This is a genomic window from Blastomonas sp. AAP53 (assembly GCF_000331245.1).
Classification (GTDB): Bacteria; Pseudomonadota; Alphaproteobacteria; order Sphingomonadales; family Sphingomonadaceae; genus Blastomonas.
Window position 1 is genome coordinate 304,359 of the sequence record NZ_ANFZ01000002.1, and the last position, 22,994, is coordinate 327,352.

The following is a 22,994-nucleotide window of genomic DNA, read 5'->3' on the forward strand; positions in this document are numbered from 1 at the left end:
CTGATTGCAGAGCCTTGACCAAATCCTGTTTGGTTTTGGGTTTCTGGATTTTCGAGATCATCACCAGTCGTCCTGCCCATCGGAAAACATTGGATCAGGCATGTCTAGATTCGGATTTACACGGCGAGAAACGGCCGATCCTTCCTTGGCAGACTGATCGGCGATGAATTCCTTGAAGCCCATTATACGCCGATTTTCCCGCAGGGAATGATCGACCTCCTGAAACCGCTTGGTCCGCTCGGCGATCACCTGTCCTTGCTTCAGGATAAAATCGCCCATCAGTTCAACGAGGACTGACGTCCTCGTTCTGCCACTGGCGTGGCAGACCTCATCAAATCGTTTTTGTGTTCGTACTGGGACATTGAAATTGGTCAGAGTGGTATTGGTCACGAGATTATCCTCCTGTGATTATTGGTCTTTCTGGTTATTTTATGGATTATACTGTCTAACATTATGATTCTATTGGATATAGTTATGTATCAAGACCCGCTATGGTGAGCGAGTCCTGGGGCGGTGGCAGCAAGCGATTGGTGATGTGAAAGGGGTCTATACCCAGCGATCAACGACAACCTTGATCAATGGGGGTTGTGGCAATTCAACCAGTCTATGGATGATCCGAAGTCGGGTTTGTCCCGGAACTTCGTAATGTAGGAGACCCACCCCTTGTCACAGGGAGTGATGTGGGTCTGGTCGTATCCCCAAAGGGTCTGTCTCCAGGTCTGGATGACCATTGACGGGAACACCTCAATTAGGTCCTCACGGGGACAATCCATGACCAGATGGTAATGGAGACGCTTGGTCCCACCACCCTCTAGAACGGAGATTACAGGGAGTTGTTTCCCGAACCGACGGGAGGAAGAACCATAAACCTGTTTGTTTAGGACATTGAGGAAGTGACGGAGGTTCCTGGAACCGTCCTCCGGGGTCAGTGTCACACCGTGACGTCCTCGGTTGTTATCGATCCAAACCCGTTGTTTCAGGGTCAGGGTGACGCCGAACGGGTAATTCCAGTGGTCGATGTCGATCCACTGACGAACGGATCGTTGAAGAGATGAGGAAGGGATGGTCACGGGAATCCTATAAAGAGGGGGTGTATATCCCTTATTTATAAGATTCGAACATTCCAGAGTGTGGTCAAATCTCCAAACAACTTACGTCCACGACTGTATATCGGATGCGTGGGATAACTAGATCGTGGACAGAGGGAATTGTTCTCACTGACATGAATAAGGTTATTTGATAATGGTTATGTATGTTGATACTACTATAGTCCTCAATGGGTCCGAACCTGACATTGATAAATTTCTAAATTATATGTTCTCCATTAAGAATGAATTGGACACAGATTCCAAAATTCATGTTCCGGATGGCGGTAAATTGATTGAGATTAATGAAAATGAATTTCAAATATATACCGACTGCGAATGGAAGTACCGTAATTGGTTCGCTAAGTGGAACTATTTTGAGCAATTAGAAATTGAATCAAAGATTGTTTGGTCTTGTCTAGAATACCTTGTAATAAAAATACGTAGTAGCGAAAAATGTCCTCCAATAGCGATCATGGATGATTTACACAAGTTTCCAGAACTAACTGTTTTGCTGGGTATTGCATCCGAGGGTGATTTATATTTGCAATCGGTTTTTAAGTTTGCAAATGGAAACATGGAGAGTCATTTATGTCTCCAAGGTGATGCAAATAAAATAAAATTGGATGACGATCACTATTATCTTCTTAAGGAAGATGAAGACGGAGTCCAGACTCTGGTGCGTAAATCACCCATCACTTATATCGATACTCTCGTGGAGGAGGTGAAGAGCGATAGAGTTCTCGAGGGGGCTCTTATGCTTCTGGGCTATAAATTATGTGATGATGTGATCCAATGACAAAGACCCCCTTCTGGGGGTCTTTTTTTGTTCAAAATTCAGGGAAACCGCCCTCTGGACACAGACACCAGTATTTTTCGAGACCGTTCCAGTGACCGCTTGACCTGACGTTTCTGCTCCGGCGTCACGACCGGGTTCCCATTTCGATCAACATCAGAACGTCCTTGGAGGTAGTGGGGTTTCCACTTACTCCGAGGGCGGTTTTCCATATGGTCGATGATAGATTGGCAGAACGCATGCCCGACTTTGGGTTTGCCTTGATCCTTCCATAAGCGATAGATCATCAGGTCTTCATGGACCGTCCGTCCTCTGATCTCACCGGGGGACAGTTCATATTTCCCGAACCCAACAGAAGTCGATTTCACTGTCTTCGGGTCAATTCCCAGTTCCCGCAATCGGGACTGCTGTGTTTCCACGATCAGACGTTTGATCTCATTCACCGTCTGAGTGACGGGCAGGTTCAACGGGACGGATAGGTTCAGGACGTTCGGGTGGTTCGAAACCCTCTGGATCACCTCGACCCTTGTCCCCCCAAACAGGTGAGAGTGATCCTTCCACCACTCGTCGAACCTCACATCCCGACAGTCGCCCCATTCCTCATAGAACGGGAACGTCGCAGATAGGTTCGATTGGAAGTTTGGTTCGTCGAGGGCGAGTTTATAGAACTCGAACCACAGGCGGATGTGCTGCTTCCGGGATTTGACGATGGGTTGCTTCATATTAGTTCAACCAATCATTTCGACAAGACAATGCAATGGTGATCAAAAACTGCAAGTCGATCCGCTTCGGTGAACATCTGCCGGTTATCGGCACTCGGCAGCGATCGCAAGAGCTCAGAGGAAAAGCCGCTCCCAGTAAAGGTCAGTTGGTAAATGTAGGCAAATCTTCTCACCATCTTCTGTCCACTATTTAATTCCCAGATTTGTTATATTAAAAAAGTGGTTTGGCAATTATGCCTTTCACATCAATTAGATTTGGAGATTACTGTGAGTATTATTTTTTCTATCGCCATCAATTCGAATAATTTTAATTTGCCGAATGACGCTGAATTTATCAACGGAATTTGCTCATCTTTGCCCGAGCATAGCGCTCCGGCACTTCTGGTGGCTCTGGCTTCTCATAATTCGTCGATGGTTCAATGCACGATTGCATCGAGGTCCGATTTGCCAGTCGAAGCCGTTGAATGCCTGATCGCTGGTGGCAACAGGCAGGTACGGCGAACGCTGGTTCACAACGACGTTTTCAAAACATCGGCGAACACAGACTTGCTGATTGAATGGTGTGCGGATGATGCAGAATTTGCTGCCGCCGCAGCCTCGCAAGTCATGGAATTTGAGAACGCCGACACCGAGCGGCTGTTCGCAGTGTTGTCAGAGCATGTCGATACAGATGTCCGCCGTGAACTCGCTCGAGCATGGAACCTTCCCAAATCGAAGCGAAAAAAGTTCTTGAACGATGCCGATTTCGGCGTTGCCAGAATTGCATCGGAAAATTGAGAATAAAAAGCTGGGCATCCCATGTCGGTGCCCAGCCGTTCCCGTTCGGCGATTGCTTTATCCATCATTGCTTGGCGGCGAATCTGGGTAACAGCCTCTGCCGAACCTTTCATTCCCTCGCTCCCTTTCGCCTTCGCTTGGAGACGCCTGCAGTCATCCGATTAGTAGCATTCGAAAGGTAATAGCGGTTCCGCCTGGGTGCGCCGATCGATCTTCCAAACCTAAATATCCAGCCCAAATTCCCGGTATCGGACTACACCTAGCACGCAAAGTCGATCGCTCCGGGGTTCCCGATGCCCTTGAAAAACAAATCAAGAACAGTGGACACTCCTGCGGCGTATATGTATCGGGATCGGGTAGGCAAGGACCCACCCGGGCGGTGGATCAGCGCAAGGGTGAGCAGTGCATGTACAATGTGGTAGACCTGTTTTGTGGCACTGGAGCGTTATCTTACGGGCTGAGCTTGGAGGATTCCCGGTTCCATGTCGTTGCAGGCCTCGATCACGACGCTGACGCATGTCAGACAGCAAGGGCAAACCACCCAGGCGCTAAGATTCTTTGCCGGTCCATAAGAGACCTGTCGGCAGCTGATTTCGCCTTGGAAGCCGGATTGTCCGATGTTGATGTGATCGTGGGCGGCCCACCTTGCCAAGGGTTCTCTTCACTGCGGCCGAAACGGAATAGCAACAAAAACGACCACCGTAATTACCTGTATCTCGATTTTGTTGAGTATGTTGGATTTTTCCGCCCAAAAGTCTTTCTAATGGAGAATGTAGTTGGATTGATTGGAGAAACAAAAGGTGAGCTTCTTAGTGAAATAATGAGTGATTTCATCAGCCTTGAATACGACGTAGATTTCCGAGTTCTCAATGCAGCCAACTATGGTGTTCCCCAAAAGCGGGAGCGTCTGATTATGGTGGGTGTCAACAAAAATCTGGTTTCCAAGCCAGTATTACAATTTCCAAACCCAACACATTTTTTTAATGGGCGTGTGATTGGGACTAAACGCAAAGACAAATATGTGACCAATCCAGCACGAGGGCTCCCTGCGCTTTCTGTAATGGAGGCAATTTCAGATCTTCCAGAATTGGCGGCCGGTCAGTCCAGCGATTGCTACGCAACCCAACCGGACAATCCGTTTCAAAAAATGATGCGAAAAGGTAGTACCGATAGGCTATCGTTGCATCAGGCCGCAGCACATTCCTCGAAAATGCTGGATGTCATTAAGGTAGCGGGCACAAGTAAGAATGCTTTGCCGGAAGGGCTCGTTTCAAGCGGCTTTAGCTCTTGCTACTCCCGCATGGAGCCTGACCAGCCGGCGACCACCATAACCGTAAAGTTCACATCACCAGCTTCCAGCAAGTGCATCCACCCATATCAGCATCGAGCTATCACCCCCCGGGAAGCTGCTCGTCTACAAAGCTTTCCTGATTGCTTCCAGTTCCGTGGGTCAAAGACAGCCATCGCATCGCAGCTTGGCAATGCGGTTCCACCTCTCTTGAGCAAGGCTATTGCTCCAATGCTGATTCAGAATCTTGAGGGAAGCATCCGTGCGGAATGATCTCTCCCAAGGATTTTTGCCGTTTGCGGTGTCGAAGCCTTCCCAAGGGGCGATGAGTGACGATGCAAAGCCAAAGGCGGTTTGTCTCTTTTCGTCAGCTGGGGTTGGTGAATTGGGCGTCCATGCAGCTGGCATCGACCTGATCTGCTCGAATGAGATGGTCCCGTACCGGGCTCAACTGTACCGAGAGAATTTTCCTGATAGCCAGATGCTATGCGGCGACATTTGGCAGCTCAAATCCGAAATCACTTCTCGAGCTGCAGAGAGTCTTAAGAACGACGAGCTATTTTTGCTTTACGCAACCCCGCCTTGCCAAGGGATGTCTACGAACGGGATTGGCAAGCTCAAATTGGAAGCTGCCGAAGGCAGGCGGGACGTTGAGGACCCTCGGAATCGCCTCATCATACCCACGATGGATATTGCATGTGATCTGCGCCCACGGTGGCTTCTTCTGGAAAATGTTCCTGGGATGCGCAACACCGCAATCACGGACGAAAATGGAAGCTTCGTGAACATCATAGATTATGTGCGGAACCGGCTGGGACCGGAATATGCGGGGGCGGCAGAGGTTGTTCAGTGTGAGCGCTATGGTGTTCCTCAAACACGCAAGCGCCTTATAACAATCTTCACTCGAGATGCTGGAGGAAAGAACTGGTTCACATCGAATGGCGGCTCTTTTTTCAGCCAATCGATGCAGGCCCCCGTAAAAACATTAAGGGACGCAATAGGACATCTACCGGAACTAAATGGCCGACAGGGTGAAAATGCAAGAACTGACTTTCACCCTTACCATTATGTAAATCCACTTGATGACCGAAAGTACTGGTGGATTGAGAATACTCCCGAAGGGGACACTGCATTCAGCAACCAGTGCGTCAACCCCGAATGCGGTTTTCAATCAAATCCTCGTCACAAAGATAGTGTTGTCAATGGAAAGTCTACGGCGGGATTGGAAACACCAATATACTGCATTGAATGTGGGAGCCTTTTGCCTCGACCAACCGTGATTAACAAAGATGGATCACACAGACTTCTAAAGGGATTTCACTCCGCATATCGCCGAATGAAATGGGACGAGCCCGGTCGTGCGCTGACGCAGAATTTTATTTACGAAGCCTCCGATAACAAAGTTCATCCCGACCAAAATAGAGTTTTATCGGTTTTAGAGGCGCTGATTCTTCAAACTATCGATCATTACGACTACAAGTTCTCGATCCAAGGTAAAGGAATCGGTACGGCTCGGATTGCTGAAGTTATCGGAGAATCGGTCCCGCCACTGCTCATTGAAAAGATATGCAAGAAGATGATTGAAGTAAGTGAGGTCTAGGAAATTTTTACACCTAGACGAATAAGACAATCTTTGTGCGAATCTTGATAGATCAAGCAACCAGACTTTATCTTTGCTTTGCCGAGAGAGTTTGTTGCGGTGTTGCTGGTCTTCTTTTTGTCCGATTTTCCTACGCTAACCTTGTTCCAATCGCTTTGATCGAGGCGAGCAAAAAATATTGCCTTTATTTGCGGAGAGCCATGCGTTTGCGGACAAAAATCATAGTAGCATCCCAATAAATCACAAGCGTGTGCGTGATGGGCCCAATACGTGAGGTTGGTGATCGCCGCTTGCCTCGGCTGTCCAATACCATAGGAGCTGGCGGTTCGAATGTCGCCGATTGTGCATTTGATTTCGACCCCTCCGTGACGGAATGGCGCTAAATGCTCTCTGATTGGCCGCAGCGAGGCCGTATCATAACAAGTGCTCTCAAAATAATGCCTCACTGAAGGATCTGAGAGATTCAACAGGTCAGGGCGACCGTCAGGATGAGGGTTGGGAAAGAAATTCTGATCTGTTGCGTGTATAGCGTGTTTAAGTACCTCGCCTACAAAACCTGAGATATTGCGCTGGTTGAGAGAGCTATAAAATTGATTAGTGTTAGACCCCAAAATTTCAGGAATTTTTGCAAGATAATGATTCGCTTTCTCAGCGGATCTCGCCAAGTCGCTTAGGCTGATGGGGCAAAAATTGCCGTTTGAGTTATGCGTAAACATCATTCGATTGTTACATATTCATCTGGCAAAATATGAGGTCCACTAAATAAAATTCCTCGTTTTAGCTTTTCAAAAGCGCCCGGTGTCGTCTGGCAAAAGGAAGTCATGGTGCTACCCTCTTTGGGATTTTGTTTCTCGGTCCAATCACATTCTTCAAGATCGTCGGCAAAAAATCCTGCCACAATCTGAGGTACACGGTCCACGTAATTCGATTGGAGTGCTATGAGATTGTTAGTTTGTCGATGATGAGCCTTCCAAACCAAAATGTTCTGGATATGCGAAAAGCGACATTCTCTTTCAGACCATTTTGACTTTGATTTTTTAACGCCAAAAGTGTTCTTAACTTCTAACCCGCCGCCGGGGAATTTTAAAAAATCTTGCTTAGTGAAAGAGTTGAGATTGCCATCGAGGCCTAAGCCGGTCAGATCCAGTATGTCAGGGTACCCATCAATGTCCGGATTTCGAGCTAAGTCGACATGCAACGATGAAACCTCATTGGCATAAATCTCTCCAATCAAGCCGCTGAGCATGCGCAAATCAATGATGTCATATAGATCGAGGTCGACCCCATCTATCGGCTTACCTGCATTTCTGAGATGAGCATTCACGTTATCAGCGGCTTGTATCAGGAGGTCGACCGGCACTTTATCGGCATTCAGTTTGATATCTTTTTTGCGATGTTGCTTCAGGATCATGGAGTACATGTAGCACCACATGCTGCCTGCGCAAGATCCGCCGCTTAGCTTACCGAATTCCGCTGACCACACGGTCCTAGTGAGTGATGTGCCCGGCTTAGTTTCTGCTAGCTAATCAGAGGTCGTTGAGCTTGGATTTAGTCATCAGATATATGCTGAGAACGCCGTCAGCGATGCAGAGGTGCAGCTAGGGAAAGGCTCAAACCCGGGGCAAATCTCAGAAATAACTCTCGGTACCCGGGGTAACTTCTCAATGGAACCGGCACATTGAAGTTTCAAAGTGCAGCAAGGTATCTTCGGATCATCTTCGGATTTTGTATCGACGATATAATCTATTGAAAAAACACGCGTATTGCATAGATTTGACTTTTGCCAAGGTTGGGGTCGAGGGTTCGAATCCCTTCGCCCGCTCCAGTTTTCCATCGAAAACCATATCACCAAGACCCAGCATGATCCATGCTGGGGGCCGCCGAATGTGGCCGTTTACGGAATGGCCATTTCGAAGGGTCCGGCCGGATGACCGGCACTGTCGTAAAGGTTGATTGTCGGACTGTCTGCCCACGCATAGCGTACCCGTGTCACCGGCTGGCCATCGCCTGCCAGGGTCACCGTGTCACCAGAGACGGTGCCCGCTGCGTAGCGGCACGAACCGGGCGCAGGGCCGCAAAGCTCAAACCCGATCGCAAGGCTGCTGCCATAGCTGACAAGCGTACCCGTGACGTCGCTGAAGGTGAGTACAGCGCCGCCATCTGTCGTCCGCGCGATCGCCTTGATGGCAGGACCGGAGGGCGGGTCACCGGCGCCATAGCCGATCGTGCGCATCGCGTGCGCCAGTCGCCGCCCGACCACGTGCTTCTGTCCGGGGTGAATGTCCGCCGGATCGCCCAGATCGATCGCCAGAGCCAGTGCAGCGCGGCCGTTGTCGGCGATGACTGCCCGCCTCTGCTCCTCGCGCAATGCCGCCCAGCCACTTTCGGACGGACGCGTCGCTCGCGCGCCATAGTTGGCGAGCTGGACGATGGCAAAGGGTAGGTCTGGAACGCCAAACTGCTGCCGCCAGCCTGCCATCATGGCGGCCATCCGCTGCGCATAGCCGGGCAGATCGACATCCGATTCGCCCTGATACCAGGCCACGCCCTTCAAGCCGATTCGGCCCAGCGGCGCGATCATCGCGTTATAGAGCGTACCGGCACCGGCGGTGTCCTCCCATGGCGCGCGGGGCGGCCGCGCTGCCTTGCGCGTTTCGACCGCATAATCCCAGCCCTCGCCCAGCGCGATGACCGTGCCGTCTGCGAGCGTCAGCCGCATCGCCTCGGCAGGGCCGGGCATCCCGCCCCGGCCATAGCTGTCATGGGCGTTGACCGTGATGACGTTGCGCCCCGCCTGCAGCGCCCCGACTTTCAGCGCGTAAACGCGTGGTGTGCCGGGATTACCGCCACTGCCGACCGGACTGCTGTTGACCCAGGTCTGGTCGGCATCGTCGACGGGGCCGATCGCCAGCGTTGCCGCCTGGCGCGCCTGCGCCGGCGTCAGCATGATCACGCGCCGGAACCAGACCATGCCGTTGAATGCTATCAGCGCATCTATGCCCCACTCTTCCCAATAGCCGATGCGCGGGACCGGCTGCCAGTCCAGCGCCGCGTCGGCCTGCCAGGGTTCGCGGCCCGGCGCGTCGCCGGTGGTCTTGCGCCACCAGGCCTCCCAGCTGCGCCCCATGCGTTCAGACGCCGCTGCCGGGTCACGCGCGTAAAGCTGGCGCAGATCGGATGCGGCGGATTGGTCGGAGGCCCTGAGCGCATCGTCGCCCATCCACGCGCTGATCCGGCTACCACCCCAGCTGCTGTGGATCGCGCCGATGGGCACGTCGGCGCTGCGGCGCAGGTCCTGCGCCATATAGAAGCAGGCCGCCGAAAAGCCGCCTGCGGTGTCGGGCGCTGACGTCAGCCAGCCGGACACCTTGCTGAGGTCGCGCACCGGTTGAAGTGCCGATGCCCGCTCAATGGTGAACAGCCGCAGCATCGGGTCGGTGGATGCGGCGATCTGGTTGTCGGCATCCTGCGCGCGGGCGACCGCCAATTCCATGTTCGACTGGCCCGAACACAGGAAGACATCGCCGATCAGTATGTCGTTCGCGCTGGCCGTCCCGCTGGCCGCAGCGACCGTCAGCCGGTATGGCCCGCCAGCGGGCATCGCCGGGAAGGCGAGCTCGAACCGGCCCTCGCTGTTGGCGCGCGCGGCCACTTCGGTGTCGCCCAGACGGCCGCGGACCGATTCGTCGGCTGTGGCGCGTCCACGAATGAAAATGGGCTGGTCGCGCTGCAAAACGGCCTGGTCGCCGAACTGGGGGTCGAGAACCGGCTGCGCCATCGCCGGCACCGAGGCCAAGCTGCTGGCGATCAGCGTGGCACAGGCTCGAAGCCTCCGCGTCCGCATCAGTTGCCCTCCACATACGGGCCGATCACCGTGCCTGTGAAACCGCGTGCCTGCCTGGTGCTCAAGAAGCGTGCATCAAGGTCTGCTTTCAGCGTCTTCGTCTGGCCGCCGATCGTGTAATCGAACGCCATCGCACCGCCGTTGGCGCGGATTGTCAGCGTGACCGGTTCGCGCGCATCCAGCGGCGCCGACGCGACCAGCGTGTCACGGTCTGCCTGCGCGCGGGTTGTGAGCGCGATGGCCGGCTTGCCGCCGATCTTTGTCAGCCCGAAGAACAGGAAGGACTGGTCGTTCTGCATGGCGGCAAGCCCCGCGCGGTCACCGTCCTTGCCTGGCGTGTAGCGCATCACCGTCGATACCGTGGCGACATGATGCTGCTGGCGACGGCCCCAGAAGGCAGGCACGCCCTGCTGATCGCCCATGGGCGCGGCGGGTTCCATCACCAGCGCGCCGCTGTCCAGCCGGTGGAACGGCGCTTTGGGCGTGCGCACACCGATCCATTGCATCCCCAGCCTCGGCCCATCGAAGCTGTCGGTATAGGCAAAGTCGCCCGACAGCGGCGGGGTGGCAGGCTGATCGGGGGTGAGCGCCGGGCGCTTGGCGGTAAAGGGAATGCGCGCACCATCGGGCAGGATATGCGGCCAGCCGTAGCGCCAGGTGACGGGCAGAAGGAAGGTCTCGCGCCCGATATTGTACAGGTCATCGCCATAGGGCCGGGTGGCAAGGAAGGTCGCCCACCAGTCGCCATCTGGCGTCTGCACGAACTTGGCGTGCCCCGCCGATGTCACCGGGTTGGGTCTTGCAGGGTCGAGCGTGCGCTGGCTGAGGATCGGATTGCCCTGATAGGGAACATAAGGTCCGCGCAGCTTGTCGGAGCGCAGCACGACCTCGCTGTGCTTGTCGCCGGTGCCGCCTTCGGCTGCGATGAGGTAGTAGAAGCCCTGCCTCTTGATGATGTGCGGCCCTTCGATCCACACCGGCTTGGTGGTGATATCGATGCCGCCGTTGACCAGTTGGGTGCTCTCGCCCACCATCTCGCCGTTTCGCCAGTCGAACTCCTGGATCCAGATCGCGCGATGCCCGTCATAGCGCTTGGGTTCGTCGGGCGCGCGGTTGTTGATGATATAGGCCTTGTCGCCTTCCCAGTAGATTGAAGGATCGATGCCCTCGAACGGCAGCCAGACCGGATTCGACCACGGCCCTGCGGGATCCTTGGCGGTGATGAAGAAATTGTCTTTGCACCGCACGCAGGTGTTGACGATGTAGAACAGCCCATCGTGATACGAGATGTCGGGCGCGAACACGCCCTGCGACACTGGGAGCCCTGAAAAATCGAGCTGATCCGGGCGATCAATGGCATTGCCGATCTGCTTCCATGTCACCAGATCGCGCGAATGGAACACCGGCAGCCCCGGGAAATGGGTGAAGGTCGAGGTGACGAGATAATAGTCCTCTCCCACCCGCGTGATCGACGGATCGGGATAATAGCCCGACAGCACCGGGTTGCGGTATTCGTCAGCGGCGACGGTCACCTGTTCCTGCGCGCGGCCTTCATAGCGAAATTCGTCGAATCGTGCCGGTGTGGCCTGCGCGGGAGCAGTCCATAACGCCGCGGCCACGATCGAGGCCGTCATGCCGCGAAGGGCGGTGGTTGCCGTCATTTCATCCTCCATTTGTGCGCCGCTCGAGGACGCATTGCCATCTGACATACACAAAATAAAAACTCAGACAAATAGTTGATCGCACAGTCTGTCGCGCTAGGATGGGGGCAACGCGAACAGGTGGCGCCCGGCGTGGCGGGTTCATCCGATTCAGAACGAGCAGGGGAGTTTGGCATTGCGAGCAATCACTTACCGCAGGGCAGCGCGCCCCGACGCCACGTCATCCCGGTGGCTGGCGGCGCTGATCGCCATGCTGGCAATGCTGGTCATGCCTGCCTTTGGCCAGTCGGCGCCGCGCGAGCGCGAATCGATCAACAGCGGTTGGCGCTTCACTTTTGGCGATCCAGCCGGCGAAACCGCCGAACTGCGCTACGACGTCCGTCCGGCTTATGACGATGCGGGCGATGGCAAGGCTGCCGATGCCAGGCCTGAAGAGGCAGCAAAGGTTCGCAGCGACGGCACAGGCGTGCTCAAGCCCTGGATATTGCCCACCGCCAATCCCTTCATCAAGGACCCGGCCAAGCGCCATGTCGCGCCCGCAGGCAACCCCGGCGGCGATGTGGCCTATGTCCAGCCCGGGTTCGACGACAGCGGCTGGACGCGGGTCGACCTGCCGCACGACTGGGCGATCGCAGGGCCATTCCTCACGGAAGGGCCTTATGGCGGCATGGGTCGGCTGAAAAGCTGGGGCGTGGGCTGGTATCGCCGCGCGCTCGACATTCCGGCCAGCGACAAGGGCAAATCGATCTTCCTCGATGTCGATGGGGCGATGTCCTATGCCACGGTCTGGCTCAACGGCCAGATCATCGGCGGCTGGCCCTATGGTTATAACAGCTGGCGGTTGGACCTCACCCAACACATCATCCCCGGTGGTCGCAACATGCTGGCGATCCGGCTCGACAACCCGCCGGCTTCGGCGCGCTGGTACCCCGGCGGCGGTCTGTACCGCGATATCTGGCTGACCAAGGCGCAGCCGGTGCGCGTGGCGCAATGGGGCAGCGCGGTAACGACGCGCGAGGTGTCGGCAGCGTCGGCCACGGTCAAGGTCGCGCTGGCGATCGACAATGCCGGAAGCGCGCGCGCGCCGGTCAGCGCAGTAACCGAGATTTTCGCGCTTGACGCTGCGGGCAAGCGCAAGGGCCGCCCAGTCGCGCGCATCGATCATGCGCCAGGCGATGCACCGGCAGGCGGAAGCGTCAACCTGCAGGGCGAGGTTGCAATCCTGCGTCCCCGCCTGTGGGGCCCGCCGCCTACGCAATCGCCCAACCTCTATCTCGCAGTGTCGACAGTCCGCCACGGCGGCCGTGTCAGCGATGTCTACGAAACCCGTTTCGGCATCCGCGATGTCCGGTTCGATGCGGCGCAAGGCCTGGTGGTCAATGGCGAGAAGCTGCGCATCCAGGGCGTCAACAACCACCATGACCTCGGCGCCCTCGGCGCAGCGTTCAACCGCCGGGCGGCGCAGCGCCAGCTCGAGATTCTGCGCGACATGGGGGTCAACGCGGTCCGCATGAGCCACAATCCGCCCGCGCCGGGCCTGCTCGACCTGACCGACGCAATGGGCTTTGTGGTGATGGACGAGGTGTTCGACAGCTGGGAACTGAAGAAGACCCCGCTCGACTTCCACCTTATCTTCCCCGAATGGCGCGAGGCCGATCTGCGATCGATGATCCGGCGCGACCGCAATCATCCGTCGGTCATCCTGTGGAGCGTCGGCAACGAGGTGGGCGAGCAATATAGCGGCGAGGCGGGCGCGAGCCTGACCCGCGAACTGGTCGCCATCGCCAAGGATGAGGACCCCAGCCGGCTGACCACTGTGGCGATGAACTTTGCCAAGGCCGACATGCCGATGCCGCGCGAGGTGGACGTCATCAGCCTGAATTATCAGGGCGCCGGCATTCGCGGCATCATTGGCCAGTACCCCGCCTTTCATGCGGCGTTCCCCGATAAGGTCATCCTCAGCAGCGAAAGCGCCTCGGCGCTGTCGAGCCGGGGCGAATATCTGTTCCCGGTGGCCGGTGCGATCAGCGGTCCGGTGCGGCCCTATTCGGGCGGCGATCCTGTGACGCATCAGGTCAGCGCCTATGAGATGCACGCGGCGGATTTCGGCTCGTCGCCCGACCGGGTGTTCGCCAGCGACGACCAGCATCCCTATGTCGCGGGCGAGTTCGTATGGACCGGGTTCGACTATCTGGGCGAGCCGACGCCGTATTACACCTCGCGCAGCTCGTATTCTGGGATCATCGATCTGGCCGGTTTCCCCAAGGATCGCTTCTGGCTGTATCAGGCGCGCTGGCGGCCCGACCTGAAGTTCGCGCACATCCTGCCGCACTGGACCTGGCCGGGGCGCGAGGGGCAGGTGACCCCAGTGCACGTGTTCAGCTCCGCCGATGAGGCCGAATTGTTCGTCAACGGCGTGTCGCAGGGTAGAATCAAGAAGCGCGACTATGAATACCGCTTCCGCTGGGATTACGTGACCTATGCGCCGGGCGAGGTGCGGGTCGAAACCTGGAAGCAGGGCAAGCCGTGGGCCAGCGCGAGCGTCGCCACCACCGGCGCTGCCGCAGCGCTGTCGCTGAAGCCCGATCGGGCGGCAATCGCAGGCGACGGCAAGGACCTGTCGTTCGTCACATTGAGCGTCGTGGATGCCAAGGGCGATATGGTACGCCCGGCCAAGAACCCCGTCCGCTTCACCATCGAAGGGCCGGGCGAGATCGTCGCCACCGACAATGGCGACCCCACCGACATGACCGCGTTTCCCTCGCACCAGCGCAACGCGTTCAATGGGCTGGCGCTGGTCATCGTGCGCGGTCTTCCCGGGCAATCCGGCAAGGTCACGGTGCGCGCCGAGGCAGACGGTCTGGCCCAGGCGAGCACGGTCATTACCATTCGATAGACATGACGATGCGGACATGGACTTGCATCCTGCGTCAAAAATGGTAGCGCTAACGCCATACTCCGGACAGCGCAGACTGATCCGGGCAGGAATTTGGGTAGAGGAGCAGTTGCGATGAATCGATTGAGTGCACTGGCACTGGGTGCCGCGCTGGTGACAGCATCCGCCACCACGGCCTGCAGCCCGCAGAAAAGCGACGGCGACGCACCCGAAGCCGGCACCGCCGCCACCGACCGGGCCAAGGCCGATCCTTCGCGCTATCTCTCGCAGCCGCTGGTGACCGAAATCTACACCGCTGACCCCTCGGCGCATATCTGGGACGGCAAGATTTATGTCTACCCCAGCCACGATATCGATGGGCCGACGCCCGAGGACGATCTTGGCGCGCATTTCGAGATGCGCGACTATCGCGTGCTCAGCATGGACAGCATCGGCGGCAAGGTGACGACGCATCCGGTCGCGCTCGACGTCAAGGATGTGCCCTGGGCGGACAAGCAGATGTGGGCGCCCGATGCCGCGCGCAAGAACGGCACCTATTTCCTCTACTTCCCCGCCAAGGACAAGCAGGGCGCGTTCCGCATCGGCGTCGCGACCTCCAAGTCGCCGACCGGTCCGTTCAAGGCCGCGCCGCAGCCGATCAAGGGCAGCTTCTCGATCGACCCTGCGGTGTTCACCGATGATGACGGCAAGTCGTACATGTATTTCGGCGGTATCTGGGGCGGGCAGCTGCAGCGCAACACCACCGGGACGTACGATCCCGATGGCTCGAAGACCGATCTTGAGGCGCCCGACAAGCCTGCGCTCGCGCCCAAGGTCGCGGCGATGGCCGACGACATGATGGAATTCGCTGAAAAGCCGCGCGACGTGCAGATCCTCGACAAATCGGGCAAGCCGATCCTCGGCGGCGACACCGACCGCCGCTTCTTCGAGGCGGCGTGGATGCACAAGTACAACGGCAAATATTATTTCAGCTACTCGACCGGTGACACGCATTACCTGGTCTATGCGACCGGAGACTCGCCGTACGGCCCGTTCACCTATCAGGGCCGGATCCTCGAGCCGACCGAAGGCTGGACCTCGCACCACTCGATCGTCGAATGGGACAAGCGCTGGTGGCTGTTCTATCATGACACCCAGCTGTCCGGCACCACCCGGCTCCGCAACGTCAAGGTGACAGAGCTGTCCTATAACCCGGATGGCACGATCAAGACCATCACGCCGATGGTGAAGTAACCGCGATGTTTCTGGGCATCGATATCGGCACCTCGGGGGTCAAGGCGGTGGTGCTCGACGAGCATGGCGCGGTGGTGGCGCAGGGCACCGCCGCGCTCAGCGTTCAGCGGCCGCAATCCCTGTGGTCCGAACAGGACCCCGACGCCTGGTGGCAGGCGACGACCGCTGCTGTGCGCGCGATCGACCCAGCAGTGCGCCGCTCGGTGCGCGGCGTGGGCCTCGCCGGGCAGATGCACGGCGCGACCTTGCTGGGGGCAGACGATCAGCCGCTGCGCCCCGCGATCCTGTGGAACGATGGCCGCTCGTTTGCCGAATGCGGCGAACTGGAGGGGCGCGAGCCCGATCTGCGCGCGATTTCAGGCAACATCGCCATGCCCGGTTTCACCGCCCCCAAGCTGCGCTGGGTCGCCAACCACGAACCCGATATCTTCGCGCGGACGCGCACGGTGCTGCTGCCCAAGGACTATATCCGGCTGCAGATGACCGGCGAGAAGGCATCCGACATGTCGGATGCGGCCGGGACCTTGTGGCTCGATGTCGCGCAACGCCAATGGAGCCCCGCACTGCTCGCGGCGACCGGACTGGACATGTCGCATATGCCCCGGCTGGTCGAAGGAACAGACGTCTCCGGCATGCTGCGCGCCGAGGTCGCCGAAGCCTGGGGCATGGGTGCGGTCCCCGTAGCGGGCGGCGGCAGCGACAATGCAGCCGGCGCGGCGGGTGTTGGCGTGGTGCGCAATGGCGATGCACTGCTCTCGCTCGGCACCTCGGGGGTGATCTTCGTCGCCACCGATGCCTTCCGCCCAAATCCTGCGCGCGCCGTGCATGCCTTCTGCCATTGCCTGCCGGGGCTGTGGCACCAGATGTCGGTGCACCTGTCCGCCGCCTCTTGCATCGACTGGGTCGCGCGGCTGACAGGCGCTGCGGGCGCCGCCGATCTGTTCGCGCGCGCTGAGAGCACCGGGCCTGCCAGCGGACCCGAGATCTTTCTGCCCTATCTGTCGGGCGAGCGCACGCCGCACAATGATGCCGAGGTGCGCGGCGGCTTTCTGGGGCTCGACCATGACACCAGCCCCGAGCGACTGGCGCAGGCGGTGCTCGAAGGTGTAGCATTCGCGCTCGCCGACGGCCTCGATGCGCTGCGCGATGCGGGCACCCATGTGGAGCGCCTGTCAGTGATCGGCGGCGGCGCGCGCTCGCGCTATTGGGGCGAAACCCTGTCCGCCGTCCTGGGTGTCGAGCTGGTCTATCTGAAGGGCGGCGAGGTCGGCCCGGCGCTGGGCGCAGCGCGGCTGGCGCAGCTCGCTGTCGATGGTGGATCGCCTGCGGACATCTGTGCCGCCCCGCCGGTGGCGCACACCCTGCACCCCGACGCGGAGATCGCCGATCGGCTGGCGGCCAAGCACGCCGCCTTTCGCGATGCCTATCCGCGCATCACGCCGCGTACTCACTAGTTCCGCATTCAACTGACTGGACCTGTCCCATGACCGACTATTTTGCCGATATCCCCACCATCCGCTTCGAAGGCACCGAGACCGATAACGAGCTGGCCTATCGTTATTACGACAAGGACCGGGTCGTTCTGGGCAAGCGCATGGAAGACCATCTGCGCTTTGCTGCCTGCTTCTGGCACACCTTCTGCTGGCCGGGATCGGACGTGTTCGGCGCGGGCACGTTTGACCGGCCCTGGCATCGCGGTGCCAATGATGGCCCGGCGTCTGCCGCCAAGCGCGCGGCAGCATTCGACTTCTTCACCCGGCTCGATATCCCCTATTACTGCTTCCACGATGTCGATGTGATGGCCGATGCGCATACTGTTGCCGAACATCGCAGCCACTTCGCCGAGGCGGTGGACGATCTGGAACGGCTACAGGCCAGCTCCGGCCGCAAATTGCTGTGGGGCACCGCCAACCTGTTCGGCAACCCGCGCTTTGCCGCAGGCGGCGCGACCAACCCCGATCCGGAGGTGTTCGCCTTCGGCGCGATGCAGGTGCGCGATGCGCTCGAGGCGACGCACCGGCTGGGCGGCGCGAACTATGTGCTGTGGGGCGGACGCGAAGGCTATGAGACCTTGCTCAACACCAATCTGGGCCGCGAGCTCGACAATCTGGGCCGCTTCCTCAACCTGGTGGTCGAGCACAAGCACAAGATCGGGTTCGACGGCACCATCCTGATCGAGCCCAAGCCGCACGAGCCGACCAAGCATCAATATGATTTCGACAGCGCGACCGTTTACGGCTTCCTCAAGCGCTATGGCCTGGAGAACGAGGTGAAGGTCAACATCGAGGCCAACCACGCGACGCTCGCCGGGCACACGTTCGAGCACGAGATCGCGATGGCCAATGCGCTCGGTATCTTCGGGTCGATCGACGCCAATCGCGGCGATCACCAGAATGGCTGGGATACCGACCAGTTCCCCAATTCGGTCGAGGAAATGACCCTGGCGATGGTCGAGATCATCCGTGCGGGCGGCTTCACCACTGGCGGCTTCAACTTCGACGCCAAGGTGCGCCGCCAGTCGATGGACGCGGTCGACCTGTTCTATGGCCATATCGGCGGCATCGACACCGTGGCGCGCGGATTGTTGAACGCCGCAGCGCTGATCGAGGATGGCCGGATCGACGCGATCAAGGCCGAACGCTATGCCGGATGGGACGGCGAATTCGGCCAGACGCTGGCCGGGCTCGACCTCGCGGGAATTGCGGACCTCGCGGTCAGCAACAACCTCGATCCCAAGCCGCGTTCGGGTCGGCAGGAGCGGATCGAGAACCTGATCAACCGCTTCATCTGAGCCGAAGCTCGCAAATAAAGCCCCTCGAGCGCTTGAGAACAGGCGCTCGAGGGGCTAAATATGTCTGAGTTATTCATTTCTGGAGATAGTTCGATGATCGATGGTGCGATGCTAGTGGGCAACGAGGTTCGTCAATCGGCGGGCCGATTCCAGAGCTGCGATCCTTCGACCGGCGCCACGCTGACGCCTGATTTTTCGTCTGCGGGCGAGGCAGAGGTCTCCGATGCCTGCGCGCTCGCTGCTGCAGCGGCGCCGGTTTATGCCACGACCGACCCCGAGAGCCGGGCTGCGTTCCTCGAGGCAATTGCCATCAAGATCGAGGCAATCGGCGATGACCTGATTGTCCGCGCGATGCAGGAAAGCGGGCTGCCCCGCACCCGGCTGGAGGGCGAGCGCGGGCGCACCACCGGCCAGCTACGCCTGTTTGCCAAGGTCGTTCGCCAAGGCGACTGGCTCGATGCGACGATCGATCCGGCGATGCCCGACCGCGCGCCGCTGCCCCGGCCCGATTTGCGCCGCATGAACATTGCGGTCGGCCCGGTCGCGGTGTTCGGCGCATCGAACTTCCCGCTCGCCTTTTCGGTCGCTGGTGGTGATACCGCCTCGGCGCTGGCCGCAGGCTGCCCGGTGGTGGTCAAGGGCCACCCGGCGCATCCCGGCACCGGCGAGCTGGTCGCGCGCGCGATCCAGCGCGCCGTGGCGGCCTGCGGCATGCCGGAAGGGACCTTCTCGTACCTGCCGGGCGAGACCAATGCCTTGGGCGAGGCGCTGGTTGGCGATCCGCGCATCAGGGCCGTGGGCTTCACCGGGTCGCGCGGTGGCGGGCTGGCGTTGATGCGCATTGCCGCAGCCCGCAAGGAACCGATCCCGGTCTATGCCGAGATGTCGAGCATCAACCCCGTCGTCCTGATGCCCGCAGCACTCGCCGCCCGGGGCAGGGCGCTGGCGGAAGGTTTCGTGCAATCGCTGACGATGGGGGCAGGGCAGTTCTGCACCAATCCGGGGCTGGTGATCGCGGTCGAAGGCGCTGATCTGGACGCCTTTGTGGCCGCCGCAGCCGAGGTGATGCAGGGCAGCGCGCCGCAGACGATGCTGTCGCTGTCGATCCACGACAATTTTGCCAAGGGCGTGTCGGCGCTGGCAGGCCATGCGGCGGTGGAGACCATCGCGCGCGGCCAAAGCGAGACCGGCGTTAACCAGGCGGTCGCGGCGCTGTTCCAGACCAGCGCGCAGCAGTTCCTCGCCGATATCGCGCTGGCGCATGAAGTGTTCGGTTCCTCCTCGGTCATCGTGCGCTGCCGTGATCTGGGCGAGGTCACGCAGGTCATCGCCAGCCTGGAAGGCCAGCTGACCGCCACGCTGCAGCTCGATGATGCCGATGTCGAAGCGGCGCGGGACCTGCTGCCGGTGCTCGCCGACAGGGTCGGCCGAGTGCTCGCCAACGGGTGGCCGACCGGGGTCGAAGTGGCGCATGCGATGGTGCATGGCGGGCCGTTTCCCGCGACCAGCGATGGCCGCACGACATCGGTGGGCACGCTCGCGATCCACAGGTTCCTGCGCCCCGTGGCGTTCCAGAACCTGCCCGCTGCGCTGCTGCCAGCCGGGATTGCGGACGAAAACCCCTGGGGTGTCGCTCGGCGGATCGATGGCGTGCGCGAAGGCTCGCCACGGTGATCGACAGCCTCGTCCAGTTCAGCGACGGCGTGCGCGGTGTCGCCGCGCTGCGCGACGGGGCCGCCTATCGGCTCAAGGGTGCGACAACCACCCTAGAGCTGGCACACGAAGCGCTGGCAGCGGGTTCTGCATTGGCGCGCCATGCTGCCGACCGGCTGGGCGAGTCGATCGATCTGACGAGCGTCCAGCTGCTGTGCCCGATCGACCATCCCGATGCCGCGCATCTGCTGGTGAGCGGTACCGGCCTCACGCATCTGGGCTCGGCCGAGGGGCGTGACGCGATGCACCGCGCGGCACAGGCCAATCCCGATCCCACCGATTCGATGAAGATGTTCCTGATGGGTGTCGAAGGTGGCAAGCCTGCCAACGGGGAAGTGGGGGCGCAGCCCGAGTGGTTCTACAAGGGCGATGGAGCCATCCTCGCGGCCCCCGGCGCACCGCTGGAAATGCCGGCCTTCGCGCTCGACGGCGGCGAGGAGCCCGAGATTGCGGGGATCTACCTGATTGCGCCGGACGGCACGCCGACGCGGATCGGCTATGCCCTGGGCAACGAATTTTCCGACCATGTCACCGAGCGTGGCAACTATCTGTGGCTTGCGCATTCCAAGCTGCGCGCTGCAGCGCTGGGTCCCGAACTGCTGCTGGGTGAATTGCCCGCTGATATCCGCGGCACCAGCACGATCTGGCGCGACGGACAGGCCGCGTGGCAAAAGCCGTTCGTCTCGGGCGAGGCCAACATGTCGCACAGCATCACCAACCTCGAGCACCATCATTTCAAATATGCGGGCTTTCGTCGCCCCGGCGACGTCCATGTCCATTTCTTCGGCACCGCGACATTGTCGTTCGCGGACGGGTTCGTGACGCAGCCAGGGGACAGGTTCGAGATTGCGGCTGCGCCATTCACGCTTCCGGTGAGCAACACCCTTGCGCGCGCGCGCGAGGTGCAGGTCAAGGTCGCGGCGCTGTGATCCGCATCGGCCTTGTCGGGCTGGGCAAGATTGCGCGCGACCAGCATCTTCCGGCCATTGCCCAGAGCCCCGACTTCACCCTGGCCGCCACCGCCAGCCGAAATGCGCAGGCGCCAGGCATTGCAGCCTATCCCGATCTGGCCACGATGCTGGTGGAGGAGCCCGGGATCGAGGCCGTGGCGCTGTGCCAGCCGCCGCAGGTCCGCCACGCGGCAGCGCGTGCTGCCATCGCGGCAGGAAAGCACGTCTTCCTGGAGAAACCCCCCGGCGCAACCTTGTCCGAGGTGGAGGATCTGGCGCAGGCTTCCGAGCAGGTCGGCGTGACGCTGTTTGCCAGCTGGCATTCGCGCTTTGCTGCGGGGGTCGAACCTGCGCGCGCCTGGCTTGCGGGCAAGGCAATAGCCGATATCGCGATCGAGTGGAAAGAGGATGTCCGGCAATGGCATCCGGGCCAGGAGTGGATCTGGACGCCCGGTAGCCTGGGGGTGTTCGATCCCGGCATCAATGCGCTGTCGATCCTTACCCGGCTGCTGGACGCGCCTGTCCGGCTGGACGATGCGCAGCTTGAATTTCCCGTCAACCGCGAGGCACCCATCGCGGCGACCCTTGCGATGCGGACGGCAGATGGGGCGCCAGTCAGCGCCGTGTTCGATTGGCGGCAGACCGGCCGGCAGAGCTGGAACATCGAGGTCAAGACCGATGCCGGCGTGCTGCTGCTCGCCGAGGGGGGCAATAGCCTCTTTATCGACGGCGTGCTCCAGCCGCTGCCCGACGAAGCGGAATATCCTGCGCTCTATACCCGTTTTGCCGCGCTGATCCGCGAGCGGCGCAGCGATGTGGATATCAGCCCGCTCAGGCTTGTTGCCGATGCCTTCCTAACCGGCCATCGTTCGTCTACGGCTGCGTTTTGCGATTGAACGAAAGGAAGGGGGGATCATGGATGACGCGCGCAGTGCTTCGCCTCGCATCCATGGGGCAATTGCGCATGACATCGGCGTCGAGATCGTTGGCGGCCTGCGCAAGCCTGGCGACGTCTTTGGCGGAGAGATCGAAGCCAGCGAGGCGCTGGGCATTTCGCGAACCGCTTATCGCGAGGCGATCCGTATTCTTTCCGCCAAGGGGCTGGTCGAAAGCCGCCCGAAGGCCGGAACGCGGGTCACCGCCCGCCATCGCTGGAACCTGCTGGACCCCGATGTGCTCGCCTGGACCTTCGAAGGCGAACCTGACCCCGAGTTCATTCTAGACCTGTTCGAGCTACGCAGCGTGATCGAGCCCGCTGCCGCCGCCTTTGCCGCCCGCCGTCGCACGCAGACCCATATCGATGACATGAAGGGCGCGCTTGACGACATGGGCCGTCTGGGGCTGGCGGTGAGCGAGGGGCGCGCTGCCGACCAGCGGTTCCACCGGGCGATCCTGGCGGCCGCCGGAAACGAAGCGCTCGCCGCGCTGGCGAGCTCGGTCGGTGCGGCGGTCAGCTGGACCACCAAATACAAGCAGCGGACGCGCGCGCTGCCACGCGATCCGCTGCCCGACCATATCCGGGTGTACGATGCCATCGCGGCAAGCGACGCCGACGGGGCGCACCATGCCATGGTGCAATTGCTCCATCTGGCGCTGGCCGACATGGACCTGCCGCCCCGCGCCTGATGGTTGCAGCAA

The 22,994-nt window shown here is 59.6% G+C and carries 18 protein-coding genes; 12 read left to right on the plus strand and 6 right to left on the minus strand.

From position 1 onward, the window contains the following. Window positions 1-60: 60 nt before the first annotated feature. A complete protein-coding gene (locus D618_RS0101530; protein WP_152414471.1) occupies window positions 61-390 on the minus strand; it encodes a hypothetical protein in 330 nt (109 codons plus the stop codon). A gap of 924 nt (window positions 391-1,314) precedes the next feature. Here D618_RS0101530 and D618_RS19590 point away from each other — a divergent pair. Beyond that, the gene (locus D618_RS19590; RefSeq protein WP_152414472.1) at window positions 1,315-1,884 is read left to right on the plus strand and encodes a hypothetical protein; all 570 of its coding nucleotides are present in this window, start codon (window positions 1,315-1,317) and stop codon (window positions 1,882-1,884) included. Window positions 1,885-1,922: 38 nt separating this feature from the next. On the opposite strand, the gene D618_RS0101545 is transcribed toward D618_RS19590, so the two are convergent. Further along, entirely contained in the window at window positions 1,923-2,603 is a 681-nt protein-coding gene (locus D618_RS0101545) for a hypothetical protein (protein WP_017669722.1), read from the minus strand. 267 nt (window positions 2,604-2,870) lie between these two features. On the opposite strand from D618_RS0101545, the gene D618_RS0101550 reads away from it, so the two are divergent. The 3 genes from D618_RS0101550 (at window position 2,871) to D618_RS19230 (ending at window position 6,268) form a co-directional block, all read left to right on the plus strand. Further along, window positions 2,871-3,380, plus strand: coding sequence for a hypothetical protein (locus D618_RS0101550; RefSeq protein ID WP_152414473.1), 510 nt, complete (start codon window positions 2,871-2,873; stop codon window positions 3,378-3,380). A 379-nt stretch (window positions 3,381-3,759) separates the two neighbouring features. Continuing rightward, window positions 3,760-4,941: a DNA cytosine methyltransferase gene (locus D618_RS19225; RefSeq protein WP_202949929.1), complete on the plus strand. Its 1,182-nt coding sequence runs from the start codon at window positions 3,760-3,762 to the stop codon at window positions 4,939-4,941. Between the two features lie 52 nt (window positions 4,942-4,993). Further along, window positions 4,994-6,268: a DNA cytosine methyltransferase gene (locus D618_RS19230; RefSeq protein WP_040369985.1), complete on the plus strand. Its 1,275-nt coding sequence runs from the start codon at window positions 4,994-4,996 to the stop codon at window positions 6,266-6,268. Here the strand turns inward: D618_RS19230 and D618_RS19595 are convergent. The 4 genes from D618_RS19595 to D618_RS0101565 all read right to left on the minus strand — a co-directional run bounded on the left by D618_RS19595 (window position 6,265) and on the right by D618_RS0101565 (window position 11,746). Then, window positions 6,265-6,987, minus strand: coding sequence for a hypothetical protein (locus tag D618_RS19595; RefSeq protein ID WP_152414474.1), 723 nt, complete (start codon window positions 6,985-6,987; stop codon window positions 6,265-6,267). The genes D618_RS19230 and D618_RS19595 overlap by 4 nt on opposite strands. Then, window positions 6,984-7,679: a hypothetical protein gene (locus D618_RS19600; protein WP_152414475.1), complete on the minus strand. Its 696-nt coding sequence runs from the start codon at window positions 7,677-7,679 to the stop codon at window positions 6,984-6,986. Before D618_RS19600 ends, D618_RS19595 begins: the two co-directional genes overlap by 4 nt. 483 nt (window positions 7,680-8,162) lie before the next feature. After that, complete coding sequence (locus tag D618_RS0101560; protein WP_040369986.1) at window positions 8,163-10,112, minus strand: sialate O-acetylesterase; 1,950 nt, start codon at window positions 10,110-10,112, stop codon at window positions 8,163-8,165. Further along, window positions 10,112-11,746: a glycoside hydrolase family 43 protein gene (locus D618_RS0101565; protein ID WP_040370056.1), complete on the minus strand. Its 1,635-nt coding sequence runs from the start codon at window positions 11,744-11,746 to the stop codon at window positions 10,112-10,114. The genes D618_RS0101560 and D618_RS0101565 overlap by 1 nt, the downstream gene beginning before the upstream one ends. Window positions 11,747-11,948: 202 nt before the next feature. Between D618_RS0101565 and galB the strand changes: the two genes are divergently transcribed. From galB to D618_RS0101605, 8 genes are all read left to right on the plus strand, one after another. Next, window positions 11,949-14,669 (plus strand): beta-galactosidase GalB, encoded by a 2,721-nt coding sequence (gene galB / locus D618_RS0101570; protein WP_238550560.1) that lies wholly within the window; start codon window positions 11,949-11,951, stop codon window positions 14,667-14,669. Window positions 14,670-14,783: 114 nt separating this feature from the next. Next, a complete protein-coding gene (locus D618_RS0101575) occupies window positions 14,784-15,902 on the plus strand; it encodes a glycoside hydrolase family 43 protein (protein ID WP_017669728.1) in 1,119 nt (372 codons plus the stop codon). A gap of 5 nt (window positions 15,903-15,907) precedes the next feature. Next, on the plus strand, window positions 15,908-17,356 hold the full coding sequence (gene xylB, locus D618_RS0101580; protein ID WP_017669729.1) for a xylulokinase: 1,449 nt from the start codon (window positions 15,908-15,910) through the stop codon (window positions 17,354-17,356). Between the two features lie 29 nt (window positions 17,357-17,385). Further along, complete coding sequence (gene xylA / locus D618_RS0101585; protein WP_017669730.1) at window positions 17,386-18,693, plus strand: xylose isomerase; 1,308 nt, start codon at window positions 17,386-17,388, stop codon at window positions 18,691-18,693. Window positions 18,694-18,786: 93 nt separating this feature from the next. After that, a complete protein-coding gene (locus tag D618_RS0101590; RefSeq protein ID WP_017669731.1) occupies window positions 18,787-20,367 on the plus strand; it encodes an aldehyde dehydrogenase (NADP(+)) in 1,581 nt (526 codons plus the stop codon). After that, window positions 20,364-21,335, plus strand: a complete 972-nt coding sequence (gene araD1, locus D618_RS0101595) for an AraD1 family protein (RefSeq protein ID WP_017669732.1) — start codon at window positions 20,364-20,366, stop codon at window positions 21,333-21,335. Before D618_RS0101590 ends, araD1 begins: the two co-directional genes overlap by 4 nt. Beyond that, a complete protein-coding gene (locus D618_RS0101600) occupies window positions 21,332-22,252 on the plus strand; it encodes a Gfo/Idh/MocA family oxidoreductase (RefSeq protein ID WP_017669733.1) in 921 nt (306 codons plus the stop codon). Before araD1 ends, D618_RS0101600 begins: the two co-directional genes overlap by 4 nt. 19 nt (window positions 22,253-22,271) lie before the next feature. Then, window positions 22,272-22,982, plus strand: a complete 711-nt coding sequence (locus D618_RS0101605) for an FCD domain-containing protein (protein WP_017669734.1) — start codon at window positions 22,272-22,274, stop codon at window positions 22,980-22,982. Window positions 22,983-22,994 lie beyond the last annotated feature (12 nt).